Origin of the sequence: Sinanaerobacter sp. ZZT-01 (assembly GCF_035621135.1) — a bacterium.
Taxonomy (GTDB): Bacteria; Bacillota; Clostridia; order Peptostreptococcales; family Anaerovoracaceae; genus IOR16.
This window is the reverse complement of sequence record NZ_CP141728.1, coordinates 2,875,612-2,898,529: the sequence shown is the minus strand read 5'-3', so window position 1 is coordinate 2,898,529 and position 22,918 is coordinate 2,875,612. Positions and strand designations below refer to the sequence as shown.

The 22,918-nt window shown below is 37.8% G+C and carries 24 protein-coding genes; all 24 read left to right on the top strand.

Annotation, left to right across the window (positions count from 1 at the left end; translation table 11 throughout):
• Nucleotides 1-44 precede the first annotated feature (44 nt).
• The 24 genes from spoIIIAA to mutL all read left to right on the top strand — a co-directional run bounded on the left by spoIIIAA (nucleotide 45) and on the right by mutL (nucleotide 22,912).
• Nucleotides 45-974 (top strand): stage III sporulation protein AA, encoded by a 930-nt coding sequence (spoIIIAA, locus tag U5921_RS14060; RefSeq protein ID WP_324824087.1) that lies wholly within the window; start codon nucleotides 45-47, stop codon nucleotides 972-974.
• Entirely contained in the window at nucleotides 971-1,483 is a 513-nt protein-coding gene (locus U5921_RS14055) for a stage III sporulation protein AB (protein ID WP_324824086.1), read from the top strand. Before spoIIIAA ends, U5921_RS14055 begins: the two co-directional genes overlap by 4 nt.
• Nucleotides 1,484-1,893: 410 nt before the next feature.
• Complete coding sequence (aroF, locus tag U5921_RS14050) at nucleotides 1,894-2,907, top strand: 3-deoxy-7-phosphoheptulonate synthase (protein ID WP_324824085.1); 1,014 nt, start codon at nucleotides 1,894-1,896, stop codon at nucleotides 2,905-2,907.
• A 39-nt stretch (nucleotides 2,908-2,946) separates the two neighbouring features.
• On the top strand, nucleotides 2,947-4,005 hold the full coding sequence (gene aroB / locus U5921_RS14045; protein WP_324824084.1) for a 3-dehydroquinate synthase: 1,059 nt from the start codon (nucleotides 2,947-2,949) through the stop codon (nucleotides 4,003-4,005).
• Nucleotides 3,993-5,186: a 3-phosphoshikimate 1-carboxyvinyltransferase gene (locus U5921_RS14040; RefSeq protein WP_324824083.1), complete on the top strand. Its 1,194-nt coding sequence runs from the start codon at nucleotides 3,993-3,995 to the stop codon at nucleotides 5,184-5,186. The genes aroB and U5921_RS14040 overlap by 13 nt, the downstream gene beginning before the upstream one ends.
• A complete protein-coding gene (aroC, locus tag U5921_RS14035) occupies nucleotides 5,167-6,267 on the top strand; it encodes a chorismate synthase (protein ID WP_324824082.1) in 1,101 nt (366 codons plus the stop codon). The genes U5921_RS14040 and aroC overlap by 20 nt, the downstream gene beginning before the upstream one ends.
• Nucleotides 6,251-7,087 (top strand): prephenate dehydratase, encoded by an 837-nt coding sequence (gene pheA / locus U5921_RS14030; protein WP_324824081.1) that lies wholly within the window; start codon nucleotides 6,251-6,253, stop codon nucleotides 7,085-7,087. Before aroC ends, pheA begins: the two co-directional genes overlap by 17 nt.
• The gene (locus U5921_RS14025; protein WP_324824080.1) at nucleotides 7,084-7,926 is read left to right on the top strand and encodes a prephenate dehydrogenase; all 843 of its coding nucleotides are present in this window, start codon (nucleotides 7,084-7,086) and stop codon (nucleotides 7,924-7,926) included. The genes pheA and U5921_RS14025 overlap by 4 nt, the downstream gene beginning before the upstream one ends.
• Before the next feature lie 156 nt (nucleotides 7,927-8,082).
• Complete coding sequence (spoIIIAC, locus tag U5921_RS14020) at nucleotides 8,083-8,277, top strand: stage III sporulation protein AC (RefSeq protein ID WP_206458125.1); 195 nt, start codon at nucleotides 8,083-8,085, stop codon at nucleotides 8,275-8,277.
• 13 nt (nucleotides 8,278-8,290) lie between these two features.
• Nucleotides 8,291-8,683, top strand: coding sequence for a SpoIIIAC/SpoIIIAD family protein (locus U5921_RS14015; protein ID WP_324824079.1), 393 nt, complete (start codon nucleotides 8,291-8,293; stop codon nucleotides 8,681-8,683).
• Nucleotides 8,684-8,706: 23 nt separating this feature from the next.
• On the top strand, nucleotides 8,707-9,780 hold the full coding sequence (locus U5921_RS14010) for a stage III sporulation protein AE (RefSeq protein ID WP_324824078.1): 1,074 nt from the start codon (nucleotides 8,707-8,709) through the stop codon (nucleotides 9,778-9,780).
• 11 nt (nucleotides 9,781-9,791) lie between these two features.
• Nucleotides 9,792-10,346 carry a stage III sporulation protein AF gene (gene spoIIIAF, locus U5921_RS14005; RefSeq protein ID WP_324824077.1) on the top strand — a complete coding sequence of 185 codons (555 nt, stop codon included), beginning with the start codon at nucleotides 9,792-9,794 and terminating at the stop codon, nucleotides 10,344-10,346.
• Nucleotides 10,324-10,776, top strand: coding sequence for a hypothetical protein (locus tag U5921_RS14000; RefSeq protein ID WP_324824076.1), 453 nt, complete (start codon nucleotides 10,324-10,326; stop codon nucleotides 10,774-10,776). Before spoIIIAF ends, U5921_RS14000 begins: the two co-directional genes overlap by 23 nt.
• 21 nt (nucleotides 10,777-10,797) lie before the next feature.
• Nucleotides 10,798-11,469: a SpoIIIAH-like family protein gene (locus U5921_RS13995; protein WP_324824075.1), complete on the top strand. Its 672-nt coding sequence runs from the start codon at nucleotides 10,798-10,800 to the stop codon at nucleotides 11,467-11,469.
• Between the two features lie 59 nt (nucleotides 11,470-11,528).
• Nucleotides 11,529-11,906: an Asp23/Gls24 family envelope stress response protein gene (locus tag U5921_RS13990; protein ID WP_324824074.1), complete on the top strand. Its 378-nt coding sequence runs from the start codon at nucleotides 11,529-11,531 to the stop codon at nucleotides 11,904-11,906.
• Between the two features lie 89 nt (nucleotides 11,907-11,995).
• Complete coding sequence (gene nusB / locus U5921_RS13985) at nucleotides 11,996-12,421, top strand: transcription antitermination factor NusB (protein WP_324824073.1); 426 nt, start codon at nucleotides 11,996-11,998, stop codon at nucleotides 12,419-12,421.
• Entirely contained in the window at nucleotides 12,418-13,383 is a 966-nt protein-coding gene (locus tag U5921_RS13980; RefSeq protein ID WP_324824072.1) for an O-sialoglycoprotein endopeptidase, read from the top strand. The genes nusB and U5921_RS13980 overlap by 4 nt, the downstream gene beginning before the upstream one ends.
• A complete protein-coding gene (xseA, locus tag U5921_RS13975; RefSeq protein ID WP_324824071.1) occupies nucleotides 13,374-14,540 on the top strand; it encodes an exodeoxyribonuclease VII large subunit in 1,167 nt (388 codons plus the stop codon). Before U5921_RS13980 ends, xseA begins: the two co-directional genes overlap by 10 nt.
• Nucleotides 14,533-14,748 (top strand): exodeoxyribonuclease VII small subunit, encoded by a 216-nt coding sequence (gene xseB, locus U5921_RS13970; RefSeq protein WP_324824070.1) that lies wholly within the window; start codon nucleotides 14,533-14,535, stop codon nucleotides 14,746-14,748. Before xseA ends, xseB begins: the two co-directional genes overlap by 8 nt.
• Before the next feature lie 15 nt (nucleotides 14,749-14,763).
• On the top strand, nucleotides 14,764-15,663 hold the full coding sequence (locus U5921_RS13965) for a farnesyl diphosphate synthase (protein ID WP_324824069.1): 900 nt from the start codon (nucleotides 14,764-14,766) through the stop codon (nucleotides 15,661-15,663).
• A gap of 17 nt (nucleotides 15,664-15,680) precedes the next feature.
• Nucleotides 15,681-17,555, top strand: a complete 1,875-nt coding sequence (gene dxs, locus U5921_RS13960) for a 1-deoxy-D-xylulose-5-phosphate synthase (protein WP_324824068.1) — start codon at nucleotides 15,681-15,683, stop codon at nucleotides 17,553-17,555.
• On the top strand, nucleotides 17,509-18,354 hold the full coding sequence (locus U5921_RS13955) for a TlyA family RNA methyltransferase (RefSeq protein ID WP_324824067.1): 846 nt from the start codon (nucleotides 17,509-17,511) through the stop codon (nucleotides 18,352-18,354). Before dxs ends, U5921_RS13955 begins: the two co-directional genes overlap by 47 nt.
• 14 nt (nucleotides 18,355-18,368) lie before the next feature.
• Nucleotides 18,369-21,011, top strand: a complete 2,643-nt coding sequence (gene mutS, locus U5921_RS13950) for a DNA mismatch repair protein MutS (RefSeq protein WP_324824066.1) — start codon at nucleotides 18,369-18,371, stop codon at nucleotides 21,009-21,011.
• Nucleotides 21,008-22,912 (top strand): DNA mismatch repair endonuclease MutL, encoded by a 1,905-nt coding sequence (mutL, locus tag U5921_RS13945; protein ID WP_324824065.1) that lies wholly within the window; start codon nucleotides 21,008-21,010, stop codon nucleotides 22,910-22,912. Before mutS ends, mutL begins: the two co-directional genes overlap by 4 nt.
• Nucleotides 22,913-22,918 lie beyond the last annotated feature (6 nt).

The following is a 22,918-nucleotide window of genomic DNA, read 5'->3' as shown; positions in this document are numbered from 1 at the left end:
TGTCCTTTCTGCATATAATGAAAGTAGGACAGGGGGTTTTTTTTATGAAACAAAACATTGGCTTATTTGAAAAATTGCCGTTAGATTTATCTATTGAGCTACAACGCTTGACACCAGAAATCCAAGAACAAATCCAGGAAATCCGCATTAAAATAGGACATCCTATTTTAATTTACGCAGGAAACAAAGAATATAAACTAAAAAATAATTCCGACGCAACGGTTGGTAAAGAATATATTAACAACGTATGCAATTGCATCCTTAATCACTCTGTTTACGCACACCAGCAAGACCTTGCAAATGGCTTTGTTACAATGGAAGGCGGACACCGTGTCGGATTCTGCGGGAGAGCGGTCATGGATAATGGGAAAATCAGTACATTAACAAATATCACTTCGATAAATATTAGAAAGAGCCGACAGATTATAGGAATTTCAGAACCGTATTATTCCTATCTGACCAATAAAGAAGGAGGATTTTTTAACACCATCTTGATCTCTCCCCCAAAATGTGGGAAAACAACAATGCTTCGAGATTTAATACGCAATTTAAGTTCACATGGTTTTAAAGTGGGAGTGTGCGATGAACGTTCTGAAATTGCAGGCTTTGACCATTTCGGAACGTCATTTGATTTAGGAATGAGGACAGATATTCTCGATTCCTGCCCAAAAGAAAAGGCAATGACTATGCTGATACGTTCTATGGCACCTGACATCATTGCTACTGATGAAATTGGAAAGGAGTCTGATTATGAAGCCGTCTGCGCAGCAGTGACTGCCGGTGTGGGACTCTTGACTACCATACACGGGAACACCTATGAAGATTTAATTCGTTCTCAAGCTAAAAAATTCTTAGACAATGGAATTTTTCAAAGAATCGTATACCTTGGGAATCGCCCTAAAGTTGGAACCGTAAGAAAAATAACGGATGAGAAAAATCAGATTCTTTTATCCGGAGAAAGGAGCCTTGCATGAAATTTGCTTTATGTATTCTTATTGTTGTTTCCTGCTTTGGTGCAGGAATGGTAAAAGCATTGGAATTTTCCTACCGTCACCGGCAATTGCGAGAAATACATCGAAGCTTTAAAAGGCTGCAGACGGAAATTCAATATGTCAGAGAAACGCTTCCCATTCTTTTAGAACGCCTTGCCAAAGAGGAAAATGGACTTCTTGCTGCTTTTTATAACGATGTTTGTGAAGGTTTAAAAAAAGGTGAAAAAAGTTTTTATGAGTGCTGGGACACATCCGTTTCCAACATATATAGCAATAGCAGCCTGCTTAAAGAAGATAAAGAAATTCTGAGACAATTAGGTCAAGAGCTTGGAAAAAGTGATTTACAAGGACAAAAAAGTGCATTTGAACGCTTTTTTTCCAGATTGGAAGAACAAATAAAAGAATCCGAGGAAACAAAGAAGAAAAAAGGTAAAATGTATCAAAGCCTTGGATTTTACGGTGGAATCTTAATTGCTTTATTACTTTTTTGATCTCATTATTATGTATTTTTTTGATTATTAAAAAAATAAAACGAAGATATTTGAAAAAAATAGTTGACAATTTTCATTTAAGAGGTTTATGATATCCATAAGTTATAAGTTAAAAAACGAGAGAGGAAATAAAAATGAGAAACTTAATGTCAACAAAATTAAATAACTTTACTTATTTTAACTTTTGGGGCTACTATTTTAGCGCTGACATTTTTTCATGTAAATATTTCGATTCGTATGAGTCTTGTAACATCAAAATCAATTAGTCAAACTATTTTGAAAATTTTGAGAACTCAGCGATGAGTTCTCTTTTTTTATACACAAAGGGAACTCGGAGTTCCCAGTAAGTAGAAAATTTAATGGAATTTGTCAAATTAGGTACTAAAAATTAGAAAATGGAGGGAAAAAACATGATTATTGTATTGAAACCAAATACCTTACAAGAGGAAATTGATAAATTATCCGCACTTGTTAGAACAAAAGGTGTAGAGGTATACCCAATTGTAGGTACCGAACTTTGTGTTTTAGGTTTGGTAGGAGACACCAGCAGAATCGATTGTTCTCAGTTAGAAGCGAATCGCAATGTTGCACGTGTGATGCACGTAGCCGAACCATTCAAAAAGGCAAATAAGAAATTTCATCCACTGCCGACTGTCATTGATGTATGCGGTAAAAAAATTGGTGATAATCAGCTTACCATTATTGCAGGCCCGTGTTCTGTTGAGAATAAAGAACAAATTTGCGGAATTGCAGATGAAGTGAAAAAACTTGGAGCACACTTCCTTAGAGGCGGTGCCTTTAAACCAAGAACCTCTCCTTATGCATTTCAAGGCTTAAAATACGATGGGTTAGAACTTCTGATGGAAGCACGTCAAAGGACTGGGCTTCCGATTGTATCAGAAATCATGTCTACAAACGATTTAGAAATTTTCGAACAAGAAGTCGATGTCATCCAAGTAGGCGCAAGAAACATGCAAAATTTTGATCTTTTGAAACAATTAGGTCAAACCTCAAAACCAATTCTGTTAAAAAGAGGCTTATCCGCAACCGTTGAAGAGTGGCTGATGTCTGCAGAATATATCATGTCGGGAGGAAATGAGCAGGTTATCTTATGCGAACGGGGCATTCGTACTTTTGAATCTTACACAAGAAATACACTTGATCTCAGTGCGATTCCAGCAGTTAAAGAATTAAGCCATCTTCCAGTTGTTGTTGATCCAAGCCATGCAACCGGGAAATACTGGATGGTAGAACCCCTAGCAAAAGCGGCAATTGCCGTTGGTGCAGATGGTCTGATTATAGAAGTTCACAACGACCCGGCAAATGCGCTTTGTGACGGGCAACAGTCCATTAAACCAAAATTATTCGGCGAGGTAATGGAAGAACTTCGTCCGATTGCAAAAGCAGTAGGAAGAGAATTGTAATCTGGGATAATAATTAGATATAAGTGAGTGAGGATATCTATGGAAAAACAATTAAATGTCAGTTTAGGAGAAAACAGTTACTCCATTCATATAAAAAATGGATTATTGGTAGATGTTGGGGAAAGAATAAAGAACATTTATCAAGGAAATAAAATTTTTGTGTTAACGGATCACAATGTTCATGCGAAGTATACAAAAGCTTTGCTTTTTTCTCTCAAAGAAGAGGGCTTTGCAGTTCATGTTTATTCGCAGGAGCCAGGGGAATCATCAAAATCATTGTCCCAGCTCCAAAAAATCTACGAAGAACTTCTGCGATTTTCAATGACCAGAAAAGATCTGCTAATTGTTTTAGGTGGAGGTGTTGTTGGTGACATTGGCGGATTTGCAGCCGCTACATATTTGAGAGGGATTCCCTTTATACAAATACCAACCTCACTTCTGGCACAGGTTGACAGCTCAGTTGGCGGCAAGGTCGCCGTTGACCTTCCACAGGGTAAGAACTTAGTGGGGAATTTCTACCATCCAAAAGCGGTCTTTATCGATCCGCTTGTTCTATCCTCCCTACCAGATAAATTCTTTCGGGATGGTATGGCAGAAGTGATAAAATATGGCTGCATAAAAGACAAATGTTTATTTGACCTGATTTCTGCAAATATTGAGCGCTGCAAAATTATGAAACATATTGATGAAATTATTTTTCGCTGCTGTGATTTAAAAAGGCAGCTTGTAGAAGAAGATGAAAAGGATATAGGAAATCGTATGCTTTTAAATTTTGGCCATACTATAGGACATGCAATCGAACAGGTCCAACATTATAAAGGGTTATCGCACGGCGAAGCCGTTGCAGTCGGTATGTACCAAATTACGAGCAAAAGTGAACAACTGGGATTGACTGAAACAGGAACAGCTGAAAAAATTAAAACGATTTTACTCACTCATGGTTTATCTGTTGAATTGCCTTCTCTTTCTTTTGGAGCAGTTAGAGCCGCTATCATGAACGATAAAAAGAAAATGGGAGATCAATTAAACGTTGTCTTATTAAAAAAAATTGGAGAAAGCTTTTTGTATAAAGAAGGGAGGACTTTATGGGAAATTTAAAAATACAACCTAGAAAATTATCAGGAACCGTTGCTGTGCCTCCCTCAAAAAGTATTGCACATAGAGCTGTTATTTGCAGTGCCTTAAGCAATGCAGAGTCCTTTTTACAATTAAATCTATCAGATGATTTGCTCGCTACCATCAAAGGAATGCAAGCACTTCGAGAGGGAGGGGATGTAACCATTGACTGTAACGAATCAGGTTCGACTCTGCGGTTCCTAATACCTATTTCTTTGGTTCTGACGAATGGGGGACGCTTCATTGGAAAAGGGAATCTTGGGAAGCGACCTTTAACTCCTTTTTTCCCAATCTTTGAACAGTGCAATATAAATCATAAAGAGGGAAACGGCGATTCACTTGACTTTCAGGTAAAAGGCACGTTACTTCCCGGTCATTACTCCATATCAGGTGATGTCAGTTCTCAATTTATCAGCGGACTTTTCTTTGCACTTCCTCTCTTAAATGGAGATTCCATATTAACAATCACGACTCCCTTAGAATCAAAGGCTTATCTGGATCTAACACTTTCTGTAATGGAATCTTTTGGCGTTCATATTGAAAAAAAAGACAATCAAGTCTATGAAATTAAAGGAAAGCAAATTTATCAAAATATACCTTATGAAATGGAAGGCGATTACTCACAGGCTGCTTTTTTCCTTTGTGCGAACGCATTAGGTTCTGATGTAAATGTCAAAAATTTAAAACTGAATTCAGAGCAAGGAGATAAAGCGGTGATTGAATTAGTAAAAAGATTTCAAGAGCATGATTCTCAAGACTTGATTACCATCGATGGCTCACAATGTCCGGATATTATGCCAATCATAGCCTTAACAGCCGCTTTGCAGAACAAAAAAAGAACGCAAATTATCCATGCAAAAAGACTACGTCTCAAAGAATGTGATCGGATTTCTGCGGTTTGCAAAGAACTCAATCAATTAGGTGCGAAAATTAGAGAACTGGAAGATGGCTTTTACATCGAAGGGGTTTCACAGCTTTCAGGTGGCTGTGAGGTTTGGAGTCACAACGACCACCGAATTGCTATGATGCTCTCAATTGCAGCAACTGTATGTAAAGAACCTATTTTATTAAAGAACTATGAATGCGTTTCAAAATCCTATCCAAAATTTTTCGAAGATTATTTACAGTTAGGAGGTGGTGTCCATGAGTGGAGTATGGGGTAAACAATTAGAACTTTCTATTTTCGGGGAATCCCACGGCAGTGGAATCGGAATCGTCATCAATGGCCTTCCATCTGGTTTTGCTATTGACCTTGAAGAGATTAATCGGGAAATGCAGCGTCGTGTTCCTGGTAAAAACACCTATTCAACAGCGAGAAACGAAGCAGATTCACCCCAGATTTTAAGTGGTCTGTTTAACGGAAAAACAACGGGAACGCCCTTATGCTGCGTGATTGCAAATGCAGATAACCATTCCTCTGACTATTCCGTCTTAGAGCAAGTTATGCGCCCCGGGCATGCAGACTATCCTGGATTTGTACGCTACCACGGAGCAAATGACTACCGGGGCGGCGGACATTTTTCCGGACGGCTCACTGCACCCCTCGTTTTTTGCGGTGCTATTTGTAAACAGATTTTAAAAGAAAAGGGGATTTTTATTGGGTCACACATCCAGCAAATTCGAGAAATTCAAGATAGTTCCTTCCAAGAAAAAACAATCACACAGGAAATTCTTTTTCACTTAAACAGTCAAACATTTCCTGTATTAGAAGAAAAGAAAGCCGAATGCATGCAAAATGAAATCCTTTCTGCAAAGAAAGACGGCGATTCCGTTGGCGGAACGATTGAATGTGCAGCAATTGGAGTTCCCGCCGGAATTGGAGATCCGTTTTTTGATTCGGTAGAATCCACCCTTGCGCATTTACTTTTTTCCGTTCCTGCAGTAAAAGGCGTCGAGTTCGGTATTGGTTTTAAAATGTCAGAAAAAAAAGGCTCTGAATGCAATGATGCCTATTATTATGATAAAGAACAAGTAAAGGCAAAGACGAATCACAACGGTGGCATTCTTGGAGGTATCACTAACGGAATGCCGATTATTTTCCGAACAGCAATCAAGCCGACTCCGTCTATTTCCAAAGAACAAGAAACGATTAACATTAAAACAAAAGAGAATACAACCCTCTCTGTAGCTGGGAGACATGATCCGTGCATTGTACAAAGAGCCGTACCTATAATTGAAGCAGTATGCGCAATCGGGATTTATGAATGTATAAAAAGGAGCGACATAGATGGAAGCAAAAAGTAAGACAGTTGGTTTTCCGGGGACAATCGGCTCATTCTCTGAGGAAGCGTTGATTCGATATTTTGGTGAACAACAAGCAAAAAAAGAGTATCAAGATTTTGAGGATGTATTTATTGCACTGAACAAAGAAGAAATTGCTTATGGAGTCTTGCCAATTGAAAACTCCTCTACCGGTGCTGTTGCCGTAACCTATGATCTTTTGAAGCAATATGGCTGTTACATCGTTGGAGAAACTTATTGCTCAATTCGGCATCACCTGATCGGCCTTCCAGATACCAGTTTTTTTGATATAAAAGAGGTTTATTCCCATATTCAGGGACTGGAGCAATGCAGTAATTATTTAAGTCGTTTCCCTGATTGGAGCTTAATTCCTTTTCATAATACCGCAGTCAGTGTGAAACTGGTAAAGGAAGAAAACTGTAAAAGGAAGGCTGCGATTGGCAGTGAACGGGCAGCAAAGGTATATGGTCTGACCATTTTAGAAAAAAATATTCACAATCAAAAAAATAATACTACACGTTTTGTTATTGTCAGTAAAACATTAGAACAAAACCCGAAAAGTAATAAATTCAGTGCAATGCTCTCTATGGAAAATCGAGCCGGTTTTCTTTATGAACTATTAGGCGCATTTGCAAGCAATCATGTAAATTTAGTGAAAATCGAATCCCGTCCATTAAAAGAGCATGCATTTCAATATTGTCTTTATTTAGATTTTGAAGGTGACTTGCAAAGTGAAAATGTGAGACAAACACTCTCCGTCATTGAAAAAAGACGGTATGATTTTAAGCTATTAGGTTCTTATGTGAAAGAGGTACAAGTATGAAAATAGCCATTGTAGGGTTAGGCGTAATCGGAGGTTCTTTTGCTTTAGCACTGAAAGAAAAAGGATATAAAGAAGTTTATGGTATCGATACCGATGCGCAAACCATCAATCAGGCCAAAGAAATGAATATTATATGTGAAGGCAGTGCGGACGGCAGAGAGTTTCTCTCTGAAATGGATCTTATTTTACTGGCAATTTATCCAAAGCTGATCGCTCCTTTTCTAAAGAAAAATAAAGAATTGTTTCATGCCGGGACCATCTTAACAGATACTGCTGGCGTGAAAGGCGCTATTTTGGATGATGTTTTAAAACTTCTTCCACAAAATGTGGATTTTATATTTGGTCATCCGATGGCAGGCCGTGAAAAAAAAGGGCTTTCTTATGCCAGCAGCGCGGTGTTTCAAGGTGCGAATTATATTTTTACGCCTACAAAATTCAATCGTCCAGAAAACTTAGATAAAATGGAAGAATTGATGAAAGAAATCGGATTTGGAAGGGTAAAGCGGATTACGCCAGATTTTCATGATGAAATGATCAGTTTTACTTCACAATTGCCACACGCTATGGCAGTCGCACTCATTAACAGTGATAAAGAGGGGCGTGATACGGGAAGCTTTATCGGTGACAGCTATCGAGACTTAACAAGAATCGCAAATATGAACGACTCTCTTTGGGCAGAGCTGTTTCTTGAAAATAAAGAAAACTTATTACACTCTATTGAAAATTTTCAAAAAGAGCTAGAAATAATTCAATCCGCACTAAAAAGTCAGAATGCTGAAGTTCTGAAACAATGTTTTCGTAAGTCGACTGACCGAAGAGAAAAATTAGACCCCAAATAGCAATCTCAGAACAAAAATACCGAAATGAAAAACTAATTTAAGTATTTCATTTCGGTATTTTTTATTGCATAAAACTTTGGACAAGGAATATACATGGTATAAAGAAATTGTTAAACAAAAAGGAATAAAAAGATAGGCGGTGAAACACTTATGACAATCGATGTGGATATTATTTTTAAAATTGCAGCTATTGGAATTATTGTTGCAGTTTTAAACCAAGTTCTAATCCGGGCAGGGCGTGAAGATCAAGCAATGATGACTACTCTGGCCGGAATTATTGTTGTATTGGTCATTATTATACAAATGATCAATGATTTTTTTATCGCAGTTAAAACAATGTTTCAATTTTAGGAGGACAAAGACCATGGATATTTTTCAAATTTGTGCCATTGGTCTTTGTGGCATGATTCTTTCGTCTATTGTAAAGGCATACAAACCAGAATTGGCAATTTACATTGTAATTTCTACCGTTTTACTCCTCTTTGGTTTTTTACTTTACCATTTGCGAAGCATTTTTGACTTTCTCAATACAATTTATAATCAAATCACCTACGGAAAAGCATTCTTTTCAGTCATGATTAAAGTATTAATTGTTGCCTACGTGGCAGATTTCACATCACAACTGTGTAAGGATGCAGGAGAATCTGCCATTGCCGGAAAAGTAGAATTAGCCGGAAAACTATTTATATTTTATCTTGCGGTTCCAGTTATGATGTCCATTTTGGAACTTTTAGAAAACTTGCTTCCCATACAATGAAAAAGTAGGTGATACTCTTGGAAATGGAAAATTTAATTAACGAGCAGCTGGCCTCAATGGATATGGAACAGCTACAGGAACTTATGGGGATGGCAAATTCACATGGACAAATTTTTGAAAATATGTCTCTAATGGAAATCATTCAAAGCTTAATAAAAGGCGAACCTTTATTTCAATGGGATCAATTATTAGGCCGAATTACAGAATTATTCTTCATTGAGGTCCGCTCATCCGTTTTTTTATGCATTCAAATTCTTCTGATTTGTATGATTGTCAATTTGCTACAAAATATGTCATCTTCCTTTGGCGAACATACTGTATCCAAAATGGGTAGTATGATTTGCAGCTGCGTTGTTGCTACATTATGCCTCAGAAACTTTGTAGATGTCTATAATCTTTGCAGCATTGCCGTTACACAGATGGTCTCGGTTATGCAAATGCTATTGCCCATTTTGGTTCCTATGATGATTGCTACGGGAAATATCACCTCAGGCGGTGTTCTAAATCCCGTTATTTTAGCAGCCATTACCTTACTTTCCAAAGTAATGGAACAATTAATCCTTCCAGCCATCTTTTTATCCTGCATTTTTTTATTGGTAAACAGCCTCTCAGACAGAGACTACATTAAAAAATTAGCTGGATTTTTAAGAGGTTTTGCAGTTTTTCTCATGGGACTTTCCGTTACATTATTTTCCGGTTTAACTGCAATACAGGGAATTGCTACGGAATCAGTAGATACGATGCTTATGAAGACCGCGCAATTTTCTGTTGAACGTTTCATTCCAATTATCGGCGGATTTGCATCCGACTCTATGGATATCATACTCAGTTGTACAAAAATCATTAAAAATGGAATTGGAATCTTCGGCCTGCTTCTCATTCTTACCATTTTGCTGATTCCATTATTAAAACTAACGGCCATCGCTATCGTTTATAAGGTCGCTGCCGTCATTGCAGAACCGATCGGATCAAAAAAAATTGCTGTGTGTTTAGATGAGATTGGAAATACCATAATAACTTTAGCTATCGTTCTGCTACTTGGGGCTATTTTGTTTTTAATTTTTCTTTCTATTCTCATTGCTATGGGTACAGCTTGAAGGGAGATGTTATGAATTTTATTTTAGAGTGGGTACGGAATGTCTTCTTAATTGTTTTGGCCATCTCATTTTTAGAAATGCTCCTTCCAAGTGGAAGCATGCGGGGATATTTAAAATTTATCTTCTCTTTGCTTTTGCTCACTGTTATGCTTTACCCTCTGCAAACATTAGGAAACAAAGATGTTTCAGCTTTTTACTCGATTCCTTATTCTGCAGCCAATTCTCAATCCTATGAAACCGATGAGAATTCTATTTTAGAATATAATCTTTCTCAAGTGCAGACCAAGCAAATTTCGGATGTATACAAAGAAAAAATAAGTGAACGGATAAAAGAAGAGTTGGAAAAGCAATTTTCAGGCATAAGTGAGGCAGTAATTGAAATATACATTAACGAGAATAGAAGTAGCAGACAATTCGGTGAACTGAATAAAGTAATCCTATACACAAATGATTTGACTGAGCAAGAGAACATTCGAAAAGCCCTTTCTGATTGCTTAAACCTGTCAAAAAGGAATATTTTCATTAAAGAAAAGGAGGCGGAAAATGAAGCTGCTAATAAACAATGAGACAAACATAAAAGATTTATTCTTTAAATTAATTACGGTTATAATTATCGCTTCTATGGGTCTGATACTATTAAACGTACTGACGCAAAGTAAAGATGGAAGAAAACAGATTGTTGACAATGACGGAAGCACAGAGTATATCGGAACGCAAGAATCTTCTTCAGCGACAAGAGAAGAAATTCGGCTTTCTGAAATACTTAGCGGAATTAAAGGTGTTGGAAAAACGGATGTATTCATTACGTATCGAGATGATCTACAGACAGCAAACGTTTTTTCTTCGTCTTCATCACAAGACGGTCCTAAAATCAATGGAGTAATTGTTAGCGCAGAAGGTGCGGACAATATCATTATTAAAAATGATATTATCAATGCTGTTGCTTGCGTATTTAATATATCGGCTGGTAACGTGACCGTATTTGAAAAAGAATAGAGAAAATGGAGGGGTAAAAAAGTGAGGTATGAAAAAAGAAAAATTGTGGTCTTAGTGAGTATGTTGGCATTGATTGTATGTGTCAGTGTGGTAAACAACCAATTGAGCAAAAAAGATGCTCTCAGTGCATCCGCTGGATATGAAGATTATGAAACCAAACAAATGCAGATGCATGACGGAGAAGTTCTGGTAGACAGCATCAATGTAGTAAAGGTCCCTGGAAAGAGTCAGGATTCGGTTTCCATCACAAATAAAGAAGGGGACGAGGCACAAGAAACACTGAGTGAATCTACCCAAGATGAAACATCTGTTGTAACCTCGGACAATTTAGAAGAATTGAAAAACACAGATACCTATTTTGAAGAAGTTCGTGCTACCATTAATATGGATCGAAATGAAATTCTATCTATGCTTACAGCTGTGATTGATGAAACAAAAGATGGACCAGAGAAAAAGAATGCAACCCAGCAAAAACTGAAAATCATCGACTATATGAATAAAGAAAAAGTTGTTGAAAATTTAATTGAAAACAAAGGATTTGCCGATGCCTTGGTTCTGATTACAGACACCTCTGTAAATGTAACTGTAAATAAACAGGAATTATCTCAAACAGATGTGGCTAAAATATATGATATCGTTATGCGCGAAACAGAAAGAAATGCGGATCAAATTGTAATTCAAAGTAAATTTTAAACTTTGAAGGCGTTGTCTATTCTGCATATTTCTGCTATAATAAGCAAGAGGTGAGTGGAGTGGGCACAATAAATGACGAAAAATATGGTATGATAAAAATATCTGACGAAGTAATTGCTGTGTGCGCTATGAATGCCACTCTAAAGACTGAGGGTGTTTCAGCTTTAAGCAGAGGCATTACCGACAGCATTTCAAATATGCTGGGAAAAGAGCCTCTCTATAAAGGCATCAAGGTTGCTCAAACTGATTATGGCATTGTGATAGATATATATCCCATTGTTTTTTTAGGAGTAAAGATACCTGAAGTTGCTTTTAATATTCAAAAAAGTGTAAAAAAAGAAGTGGAACATATGCTTGATGAAACAGTAAAAGCAGTAAATATACATGTGCAAGGTATTGATGTCAAGCAAAATGAGAACAAAACTCATTCTAGCTAAAGCTGGAAAAGTATATACAGCACCTGCTGCATTCAGACTAGAAATCAGATCAGGTGTTATAGATAAAGCAAATACAATCGGAGGAATGTATGCGGAGAACACAAGCAAGAGAGCTATTTATGCAGATGCTTTTTCAAATGGAAGTACAAAATGATTACAGTGATTCTATAAAAAATAGAATGGCCAAAGAAAATTTAGAAGAATCCAATCAAAAAGACTACTTTGAAAAAATGTATGACTTAATTCATACGTACCTGCCGGAGATAGATCAGCAAATCGAAAAACACAGTAACCATTGGAAGATTAATCGTCTCGCCAAGGTGGACTTGGCTATATTACGTTTATCCATAGCAGAACTCTTATATAGAGATGATATTCCCGATTCTGTCTCGATAAATGAAGCGGTCGACTTAGCAAAAAAATTTGGGGGAGACGATTCGGGGAAGTTTATCAATGGTGTATTAGGTAAAATAGCACGAAATAAATTACAAGATAATAATGGAGAGATGAAATGATACTTGGTATTGATACCAGTAACTATACAACATCCATTGCATTAACCGATGCAAATGGTTCGATCCAAATGGATAAGAGGATACCGTTAGTGGTAAAACAGGGCGAAAGAGGGCTACGGCAATCACACGCCCTTTTTCAGCATATGGAGAATTTACCCCTTCTTATGAAAGAAGCACTTATTGAGCCGTTTCGCTCGCAGATTAAAGCAATTTCTGTTAGCACCAGACCACGCCCTGTTGAAGGATCCTATATGCCTGTCTTTCAATCAGGAATGCAGTTTGGAACGGTACTCGCTCATGCACTTTCTGTACCGTACTATACATTTTCTCATCAAGAAGGGCATTTGGCAGCAGCTGCTTACCATACACCTGTTGCAGAGCAGACTTCTTATCTCGCTTACCACCTATCCGGCGGGACTTGTGAATTGTTAGAGGTAAAGAAAGAGAATTTATCTATTATCGGGGGTACAAAGGATATCTCCTTTGGCCAATTACTGGATCGTTTTGGTGTTGCAATGGGGCTTGCCTTTCCTTCTGGAAAAGAAATGGATGAAATTGCACTCCTTCAATGGAAAAAAAATCCATGTAAAGAGCAGAAATATCTGAAACCAATTCCACTAAAAGATCTATGCCTGAACGTATCCGGTATAGAAACACAGGCAATCCGTACATTGGAAGCAATGAAAAAAGAGGGTAGTAAAGAAAAGCAGGACGCCTTGGTCCTTGAATTATTTTTAAAAATCGGTGATTCCTTAGTCAAACTAACGAGAGAAGCGGTAAAACAAACCGATAACAATCAAATCTTATTTACAGGAGGCGTATCTGCGAGTGTTTTTCTGCGAAAGTATCTTTTAGAATCGCTTTCAGAGGATAAATTGAATCTTTATTTCGGAGAGCCGAAGCTTTCTTCAGATAACGCGGTTGGTATATCCTTATTAGGAGGGAAAGCATTATGGCACTAAAACCGTTTCGTGTATCGCAAGTGAACGGATACATAAAACGTATTTTACAATCCGATCCAATTTTAGGCAATGTATCTGTGATTGGAGAAATTTCAAATTTAAAATACCATAGTTCTGGACATGTCTATTTTACATTAAAAGATGAAAACAGTAAATTGAATTGTTTTTATGCTGCGGATTATTTAAAAAACCTCCATTATGAGCTTTCAGATGGAATGGAAGTAACAGCAACCGGTTACCTCTCTGTTTATGAACGAGGAGGAAGCTACTCTTTAAATGTTAAAGACATTACCTTATCCGGAATAGGAAATTTAAGTATTGCATTCGAAAAACTGAAGAAAAAATTAGAAGCAGAAGGAATCTTTGATGTAAAATATAAAAAAAAGCTTCCGTTTTTCCCTAAAAAAATTGGGATAATAACCTCTTCAACCGGAGCTGCGGTGCAAGATATCATTAAAATTATCAAATCAAAAAATAACTATGTAGACATCATCGTATATCCTTGCTTGGTACAAGGTCCGGAAGCGGCAAAAGACATTTCAAAAAGCATTGAAATTGTCAATCAGAGATTTCCGGAGCTGGACGTTCTCATTCTTGGAAGAGGAGGTGGCTCCATGGAAGAGCTTTGGCCTTTTAATGAAGAAGTTGTTGCAAGAAGTATTTTTTCATCAACTATTCCCATTATCTCCGCAGTCGGTCATGAAACTGATTTTACCATTTCCGACTTTGTAGCAGACTATCGTGCAGAAACACCAACTGCAGCAGCACATATGTCAGTGCCGAATACATTTGAATTGCAAGAGATTTGTCAGGACTATATTCTCCATATAAAGCAAAGCTTATCACAACGCATCCAATACAGTACTATGCAGATTCAAATGCATGATAAGCAAAAGTTATCTGATTCCCTTCAAAACCGTCTTCAATATGAGAAAATGCGTTTGCAGCAGCAGAAAGAAAAACTAGATGCGCTCAATCCTTTGTCAATTATGGAGCGCGGTTATGGCATACTTACCGATGAAAATGGGAATCTTATTAATATGATTTCTCAAATTAATCCAGGAAATAAAATATTTTTACGATTAAAAGACGGGCGTTTACACTGTACCGTGGATGAGAAATATGATATGGACGAGGAGATGATAAGCTATGACTGAAAGTAAAAAACTGTCATTTGAAGCGGCCTTAAAGGGTTTAGAATCCGCAGCAAATGCATTGAAAAGAAATGACGGAACACTAGAAGATGCAATGAAACATTATGAACAAGGTATTTCTTTTTATGAACAATGTAACCAAATATTGAAAGAAGCAGAACAGCGAATTGAAATTTATGATAAACAGACACAGGAACAGATGGAATTCTAAAAGGAGGAAATAGTTATGAAAAATAAAGAGTATGCTCATTTAAAGAATTTGCTGGAAGATCATCTTTTAGATTTCTTGCCAGAAGTTGACCATAAAAGTATTACGTTGTATGAGTCTATGTGTTATAGCTTATCTGCCGGAGGAAAAAGAATTCGGCCAGTATTGCTTTTAGCTGCCTGTGATTTTTGCGGCTATGATATTAAGCAAGCCTTGCCTTATGCCTGTGCGATGGAGTATATTCAAACATATTCGCTCATTCACGATGATTTACCTGCTATGGACAATGATGATCTTCGAAGAGGGAAACCATCCAACCATAAAATTTATGGCGATGCTATGGCAATTTTAGCTGGCGATGGACTCTTAACCTCTGCTTTTGAAGCGATGAATAAGGATATGCTTCTTTATTTCGATGATTTTGACAAGTTGATCTGCCGTATCAAAGCAAGTTATGAAATTTCAAAGGGTGCAGGCTGTCGAGGTATGGTCGCAGGCCAAGCTTCCGATATCGAAAATGAGAATAAGCAATGCTCCAAAGAAATGATTGATTATATTCATTTAAACAAAACAGCATCATTAATCATCTCTGCAATCATGGCCGGAGCTTACTTGTCAGGTGCAGATGATCAAAAGCGCCGTGATTTGAACGCATATGCAGAATGCATAGGTTTAGCTTATCAGATTGTCGATGATATTTTAGATATTTGCGGTAACCAGGAAGCTCTGGGAAAAAAAGTTGGAGTAGATGCACAGCAAAACAAATCAACTTATCCTGCCATTTACGGTATGGAAGAATCCAGAAGAAAAGCGGTCACACTTTTAGAAAATGCTCTAAGTATTATGGCACCTTACTATGATCAGGCTGAAGTCTTTACCGCAGTTGCCGAATATTTATTGGAACAAATTAAAAAATGACAGGAGAATTTCCTTTTATGAAACGTTTGTTAAATGACAAAGCCTTTCCACAAAAACTAAAGTCGATGACAGAGCACGAATTGGAACTCTTGTCTTATGAAATACGTCAATTACTATTGGATACTGTATCTGTTACCGGCGGACATTTATCTTCTAATTTGGGAGTTGTAGAGTTAACCATAGCACTTCATACCGTATTTGATACACCAAAAGATAAAATCATATGGGATGTAGGCCATCAAGCCTATGTTCATAAAATACTAACCGGCAGAAGTGATAAAATGTGTACGCTAAGAACACATGGTGGGATCAGCGGCTTCCCTCGCTTAGAGGAAAGCGTACATGATATGTATGCGTCCGGTCATAGTAGCACCTCTATTTCGGCAGCACTAGGCTATGCAGCCGCCAGAGATTTAAACCATGACAACTATTCTGTGGTTGCCGTAATTGGAGACGGGGCCTTAACAGGAGGCATCGCTTACGAGGCGTTAAACAATGCAGGTCAGTCAGACCGTCCTATGATCGTAATCCTAAATGATAACGAGATGTCAATTTCAAAAAATGTTGGGGGTATGTCTCAATATCTAGGAAAATTAAGAGCCTCTCATACGTATTTGGAATTTAAAAAGAAAGTGAAACATGCGGTGAAAGGCATTCCTAAATATGGCGAAGGACTTTACTCTGGTATGGAACACATCCGTGACTCAGTAAAATATGCGGTTGTATCCGGAGCTATATTTGAAGAATTTGGTTTCAAATATTTCGGACCGATTGACGGTCATAATATACATGATTTGATACAGGCCATGCAATCTGCGAAGGGCATGCAGCAGCCTGTTCTTTTGCATGTTGTGACAAAAAAAGGCAAGGGGTATCGAAATGCAGAAAAAAATCCCGGCAAATTTCACGGTATCGGCGCCTTTGATCTTAATACAGGAGAATTAATTTCTGTTACAAAAAATGATTCTTATTCTCAAATTTTCGGAAAAAAGATGCTGCAAATTGCACAAAAAGATTCGCATGTTGTGGCAATCAGTGCCGCTATGGTAGAAGCAACCGGTCTTGGGCGTTTTCAAGCAAGGTTTCCCAACCGTCTTTTTGATGTGGGAATTGCAGAACAACATGCAGTGTCTTTTGCCGCAGGGTTAGCTCTAAACGGCATGAAACCTGTTGTCGCAATCTATTCGACTTTTTTGCAAAGAGCTTACGACCAGATTTTAATTGATGTCTGTATGCAGAATCTACCCGTCATCTTTGCCATTGATCGAGCCGGTAATGTGGGAAACGATGGAGAAACTCACAATGGACAGTTTGATCTTTCTTACTTGTTACATATGCCGAACTTAACCATTATGGCTCCAAAAGACGGCAAAGAGCTTGAAGATATGCTGGAGTATGCTTTCACGTTAAATTCTCCCTGTGCGATACGTTATCCGAGAGGGGAAGCAGAACGTCTGATCGCTGAAAACGATAATTCTTTACAAATAGACGGTAAAATAGAAGCTTTATCTGAGGGAAAAGACGGTACCTTGCTTGCTGTTGGTAAAATGGTAGGACCTGCATTAGAAGCAAAAGAACTCTTGCAAATGAAAGGGTTTGATTTTGGAGTGGTAAATATACGTTTTGTAAAACCGCTTGATGAAGATGGTATTCTTTCTTGTATCCATTCTAAAAAGACCATCGTAACATTAGAAGATAATACGGTCATTGGAGGGTTTGGATCAATCATCTGTCAATTATTAGAAAAAGAAGGGGAATCTTCTCAACAATTACTACAGATTGGATGGCCTGATGAGTTTATTTCCCAGGGAAAGGTTTCAGAACTAATGAAAGACTACCAATTAGATGCAAACGGAATCACAGAAAGGGTGGCTGAATTTATTGAAGGATAGATTGGACGTAATATTAGTAAGCAAAGGTTTATTCCCATCCCGTGAAAAAGCAAAAGCCTCCATCATGGCAGGTGTTGTTTTAGTGGATGGAAAAATAGTGGATAAAGCAGGAACTTCTGTTTCGGACGAATCCGAATTTACAATAAAAAGTGCCATTTGCCCTTACGTTAGCCGTGGTGGGCTAAAGCTGGCAAAAGCATTGGAATTGTATTCCTTTTCTTTAGAAGGGGCTGTTGCTATGGACATTGGTGCCTCTACGGGAGGCTTTACCGATTGTATGCTGAAAAATGGAGCTAAAAAAGTATATGCCGTTGATGTCGGATACGGACAGTTGGATTGGAAGCTTCGAAATGATGAACGCATTGTAAATATGGAACGAACAAACATTCGGCACTTAGACCCCCTGACATTGGAAGAGAAACTGGATTTTATCAGCATTGATGTATCCTTTATTTCCTTAAAACTAGTACTTCCCGTTGCTTCTGCACTTCTCGCTCCATCCGGCAAATTAATTTGTCTGATAAAACCTCAGTTTGAAGCTGGAAGAAATCAGGTTGGGAAAAATGGGATCGTTCGTGAAAAAAGCACACATTTGGAAGTCCTTCATAAAGTTGCAATCTATGCGGAGGAAGCCGGATTTTATATCGGCGGTTTAACCTACTCGCCAGTGACCGGTGCAAAAGGAAACATTGAATACTTGATGTATTTATGCAAAGAAAGATCGGATTGCGAAGCGTTTGACTATGAAGAATCAGCAATTAAAATAGTCGACGCATCTCATGATGAGTTAGAAAAATAGAAAAGAGGTAACCTATGGCACTTACACCCATGATGCAACAATATATGGAAATAAAAGAAAAATATCAAGATTGTATCCTATTTTTCCGTTTGGGTGATTTTTATGAAATGTTCTTTGAAGATGCCATTACCGCCTCAAAGGAAATGGAAGTTACATTGACGGGAAAAAACTGCGGTCAAGAAGAACGAGCACCTATGTGCGGTGTTCCTTTTCATGCAGCAGACACTTACATAGCCAAGCTTGTGGAGAAAGGATATAAAGTAGCGATTTGTGAACAGGTCGAGGATCCTGCTCTTGCAAAAGGAATCGTAAAACGTGAAGTCATACAAGTTGTGACTCCGGGAACCGTAGTTAGTCAAACAATGTTAAATGAAAAAGAAAACAACTATCTAGCCTCCATTTATATGGAAGGCACCTATACGGGTCTCGCTTTTTGTGATATTTCTACAGGAGAAATCAGTACCACTGAATTTCATGGAAAAACGGCCAAAGAGCTTCTTTTAAATGAACTTGTAAAATTAAAAGCAAAAGAAATCTTAGTAAATGAAACGATTTTATTTGAAGAGTTTGATCAGGATATTAAACTGGCAACCGATGCTTACATAACATCTTTAAACGGCGGATATTATTCAAATCACACTGCAGAAAGCCGCATTTTATCTCAGTTTAATATCAGTTCTTTAAAAGGCATTGGCCTTTCTGAACACACCTATGCCACTTTGGCTCTAGGCGCTTTGCTAATCTATTTGTTTGAGACACAAAAACAAAATCTTTCTCATTTGTCTCACTTAAAGGTATATGATACGGGAAAGCATATGTCTTTAGACAAAGCAACCATTAAGAATTTAGAATTGACGGAAACTCTTTTTGAAAAAAAAGTGCAGGGGTCTCTTCTTGGCATTTTAGATAAAACGCATACAGCGATGGGTTCAAGGAAATTAAAGCAATGGCTGCGAGAGCCTTTGAATAGTGAACCTCAAATCCAAGGAAGATTGGATGCAGTAGAACTTTTGTTTAATGACATCCTAATGCGTAATAATCTGAAGGAAAGCTTGAAAAAAATCTATGATTTAGAACGCCTTTGCGGTCGGATTGCATGCGGAAATGCAAATGGAAAGGATTTTATTGCCTTGAAAAATTCCATTTTTGTTCTGCCAGATATGAAAGAAGAATTAAAACAATGTGAAAACCCACTGCTGGAGCAATTGGAAACGGAAATTCACGATTTGAAAAGCGTATACGAACGGATTGATTCCGCAATTGTTGAAGACCCCCCTTATACAATCAAAGAGGGCGGTGTTATAAAAAACGGATTTTCCGAAGAACTGGATAAAATGAAAGAGTCCATTAAAGATGGACAAGCATGGATTGCTTCTTTAGAAAGCGCGGAAAGAGAACGGACTGGAATCAAAAATTTGAAGGTTGGCTACAATAAGGTATTCGGCTATTATCTCGAAGTCACAAAATCATATTTTCAGCTGGTGCCGGAGAATTACATACGAAAGCAGACATTGGCCAACTGTGAACGATACGTCACACCGGAACTAAAAGAAGTAGAGTCCGTCGTATTAAATGCAGAAGCAAAGATCAATCAGATGGAATATGAACTTTTTCTTGCACTTCGTCAAGAAATCCAAAACAGCATCGGAACCATTCAAGAGACCTCTCTTTCCATTGCAGTACTCGATGTTTTGGTTTCCTTTGCAGAAACCAGCAGCCGACTGGGTTATGTCAAACCAAATATTCATAATGGGGATGAAATTACCATTGAAAAGGGCAGACATCCGGTTATTGAGGCTAGCATAAAAGATGGCATCTTTGTATCAAATGATACCTATTTAGATCGTAAAGATACCAGTATGCTCTTAATTACAGGGCCAAACATGGCTGGTAAATCCACTTATATGAGACAGACTGCATTGATTGTGCTGTTAGCTCAAGTCGGATGCTTTGTACCCGCAGAACGTGCTTCAATCGGCATTGTTGACCGTATCTATACAAGGATTGGTGCATCGGACAATTTAGCACAGGGGCAAAGTACCTTCTTTGTTGAAATGAGTGAGCTTGCCTATATTTTAAACACAGCAACCGAACGCAGCCTAGTCATATTAGATGAAATCGGAAGAGGAACCAGTACCTATGACGGCCTTTCCATAGCCTGGGCTGTTGTGGAATACCTTTGCAGCCATAAAAATCATATTCGGACCTTGTTTGCAACTCATTACCATGAATTAACCTCCCTAGAAGGAAATCTGGAAGGGGTGAAAAACCGTAATGTCGATGTTTCAGAAGACAATGGTTCAATTGTCTTTCTCCATAAAATTATTCCGGGAAGTGCAAGCAGAAGCTACGGCATACACGTTGCAAAACTGGCAGGCGTACCGTCTTTACTGTTGCAGAGTGCACAAGAAAAATTGGACGAGCTTGAATCAGAAAGTGGAGAATTAGATTTAAATCAATGCCAAAATTCTTCTTTAATCAAAGCAAATTCGCCGCAAGAAGAGATGCAACAGCTCTCCTTATTTGACTTTGCTCCAAATGAAATCGTAAAACGACTCAATGACTTAGATTTGATGAACCTGACACCATCAGAAGCCTTTTCTATTTTAGAAGACTTAAAAGATGCCGCTGAAAAATCAGAAAGGAGTTACCGTTGAAGACAATTGAGCGAAAAAAAATACAATCCCTTTCAAAAGAAGTTGCCGACAAAATTGCTGCCGGTGAAGTCGTGGATCGTCCTCTTTCTATCGTGAAAGAACTCTTGGAAAATGCAATTGATGCTGGAGCGGATTCCATTGTAGTAGAAATAAGAAATGGGGGAAAGACGTACATTCGTATTACAGATAACGGTTGTGGCATCCGAAACGAGGAAGTAGAGCTTGCTTTTCAGCGTCATGCTACCAGTAAAATTAAAGATGCATCTGATTTAAATCATATCTACACCTTAGGTTTTCGCGGCGAGGCACTTTCTAGCATCTGCGCAGTTTCCCGAACTGAATTGATTACCAAAACTCCAGAAGAAAAGATCGGTATTCGTTTGTCTATCAATGGTGGAGAAGTCATCGAAAAATCTGACACAGGATGCCCTGACGGGACAACTCTAATCGTTACGGATTTATTTTATAATACGCCAGCACGTTTAAAGTTTTTAAAAGCGGACCATACAGAAAGTACGTTAATCATTGATTTTATTTCTAAAATGGCACTTGCTTATCCGGAAGTTAAAATTCGTCTGGTCAATAATGGCTCTATTCTGTTTTCAACACCTGGAAAAGGAGACATCTACACAAATATCTTAACCATATACAGTAAAGAAATTGGAAGAAAATTGATTTACCTAAAAGAAGAAGCCGAGGGAATTCAGCTACAAGCTTATGTGTCTTCTCCTGACCAAACAAAAACCAATCGAAAAAGCCAGATTTTTTTCGTGAATGGAAGATATATCAGCAGCAAAGTTCTAGATAAAGCTGTTTCAGAAGCTTACGCTGAAAAGCTGTTTGAAGGACGTTATCCGATTGTATTTCTTTTTCTCAACATTGATCCTGAATATTTGGACGTAAATATCCATCCAAATAAGAATCAGATTCGCTTTGAAGATGAGAGCAGTGTAAGCCAGTTTGTGAGAACAGGCATTCGAAAAGCTCTATTAAGTACAGATGCAATTCCTGAAGTGAAACAAAAAAATTTATTTATGAATCCAGCTTCAGATCGTGCCACAAAGAAAAAGGAAGAACAGATTGACATAAAAAGATTATTGGAAACAAAACGAAAAGAGGAGGACACGGCTAAGCTTCAGCCTGTAAAAATACAGGAAATTCATGAATTGGATTTAGAGAAGCATTCAGAGAATAAAAAGCCTGCATTGGTACAAAGTATAAAACAGAACGAACCGATGGAAGGCACTTTTATTAAAGAAAGCCCAGAAATTTATTCAATACCGGAACAAAAAGTGATCGATCAGAAAAATGGCACTACTGCATTTGACCTATCGAATCTTCGACCAAATGGATCGTTGTTTGGTACGTATATTACAGCATTTGATGAGAAATATTTTTATTTAATTGATCAGCATGCAGCACACGAACGAGTATTCTATGAAATGTTGCTGGAACAATATCAAAAAGAAGAAAAGCTGTCGCAGCTTCTTCTGACACCCTATTTGATAGAGGTTCCCTATCGTTTAAAAAATAATGATACACATTGGATTCATTGTCTAGAACGTATGGGATTTGCTTTAGAAGAGTTTGGTCACCGTTCTTTTCGTATTTCGGAAATTCCGATGTACATGAGCCTTACGGAATCCGAACAGTTTCTAGATTATTTCTGTGATAATCTAACGGAAGACGAAGAACTTTTAGACCCCAAAAAATGGGACGCAATTGTCATGAGATCTTGTAAATCGGCCATTAAAGCAAACGATTCGCTGGATATGCAAGAAATGATTCAGCTGCTTCAGGATTTATCCCGAACAAAAAATCCATTTTCCTGCCCTCATGGGAGGCCTACATTTATAAAAATGAGTAAATATGAGATTGAAAAAATGTTCAAACGAACTTAAAATACA

Bases quoted from the DNA above. Each gene is read 5' to 3' on its own strand.
- spoIIIAA (WP_324824087.1), top strand. From the start codon at position 45: ATGAAACAAAACATTGGCTTATTTGAAAAATTGCCGTTAGATTTATCT.
- U5921_RS14055 (WP_324824086.1), top strand. From the start codon at position 971: ATGAAATTTGCTTTATGTATTCTTATTGTTGTTTCCTGCTTTGGTGCA.
- aroF (WP_324824085.1), top strand. From the start codon at position 1,894: ATGATTATTGTATTGAAACCAAATACCTTACAAGAGGAAATTGATAAA.
- aroB (WP_324824084.1), top strand. From the start codon at position 2,947: ATGGAAAAACAATTAAATGTCAGTTTAGGAGAAAACAGTTACTCCATT.
- U5921_RS14040 (WP_324824083.1), top strand. From the start codon at position 3,993: ATGGGAAATTTAAAAATACAACCTAGAAAATTATCAGGAACCGTTGCT.
- aroC (WP_324824082.1), top strand. From the start codon at position 5,167: ATGAGTGGAGTATGGGGTAAACAATTAGAACTTTCTATTTTCGGGGAA.
- pheA (WP_324824081.1), top strand. From the start codon at position 6,251: ATGGAAGCAAAAAGTAAGACAGTTGGTTTTCCGGGGACAATCGGCTCA.
- U5921_RS14025 (WP_324824080.1), top strand. From the start codon at position 7,084: ATGAAAATAGCCATTGTAGGGTTAGGCGTAATCGGAGGTTCTTTTGCT.
- U5921_RS14015 (WP_324824079.1), top strand. From the start codon at position 8,291: ATGGATATTTTTCAAATTTGTGCCATTGGTCTTTGTGGCATGATTCTT.
- U5921_RS14010 (WP_324824078.1), top strand. From the start codon at position 8,707: ATGGAAAATTTAATTAACGAGCAGCTGGCCTCAATGGATATGGAACAG.
- spoIIIAF (WP_324824077.1), top strand. From the start codon at position 9,792: ATGAATTTTATTTTAGAGTGGGTACGGAATGTCTTCTTAATTGTTTTG.
- U5921_RS14000 (WP_324824076.1), top strand. From the start codon at position 10,324: ATGAAGCTGCTAATAAACAATGAGACAAACATAAAAGATTTATTCTTT.
- nusB (WP_324824073.1), top strand. From the start codon at position 11,996: ATGCGGAGAACACAAGCAAGAGAGCTATTTATGCAGATGCTTTTTCAA.
- U5921_RS13980 (WP_324824072.1), top strand. From the start codon at position 12,418: ATGATACTTGGTATTGATACCAGTAACTATACAACATCCATTGCATTA.
- xseA (WP_324824071.1), top strand. From the start codon at position 13,374: ATGGCACTAAAACCGTTTCGTGTATCGCAAGTGAACGGATACATAAAA.
- xseB (WP_324824070.1), top strand. From the start codon at position 14,533: ATGACTGAAAGTAAAAAACTGTCATTTGAAGCGGCCTTAAAGGGTTTA.
- U5921_RS13965 (WP_324824069.1), top strand. From the start codon at position 14,764: ATGAAAAATAAAGAGTATGCTCATTTAAAGAATTTGCTGGAAGATCAT.
- dxs (WP_324824068.1), top strand. From the start codon at position 15,681: ATGAAACGTTTGTTAAATGACAAAGCCTTTCCACAAAAACTAAAGTCG.
- U5921_RS13955 (WP_324824067.1), top strand. From the start codon at position 17,509: ATGCAAACGGAATCACAGAAAGGGTGGCTGAATTTATTGAAGGATAGA.
- mutS (WP_324824066.1), top strand. From the start codon at position 18,369: ATGGCACTTACACCCATGATGCAACAATATATGGAAATAAAAGAAAAA.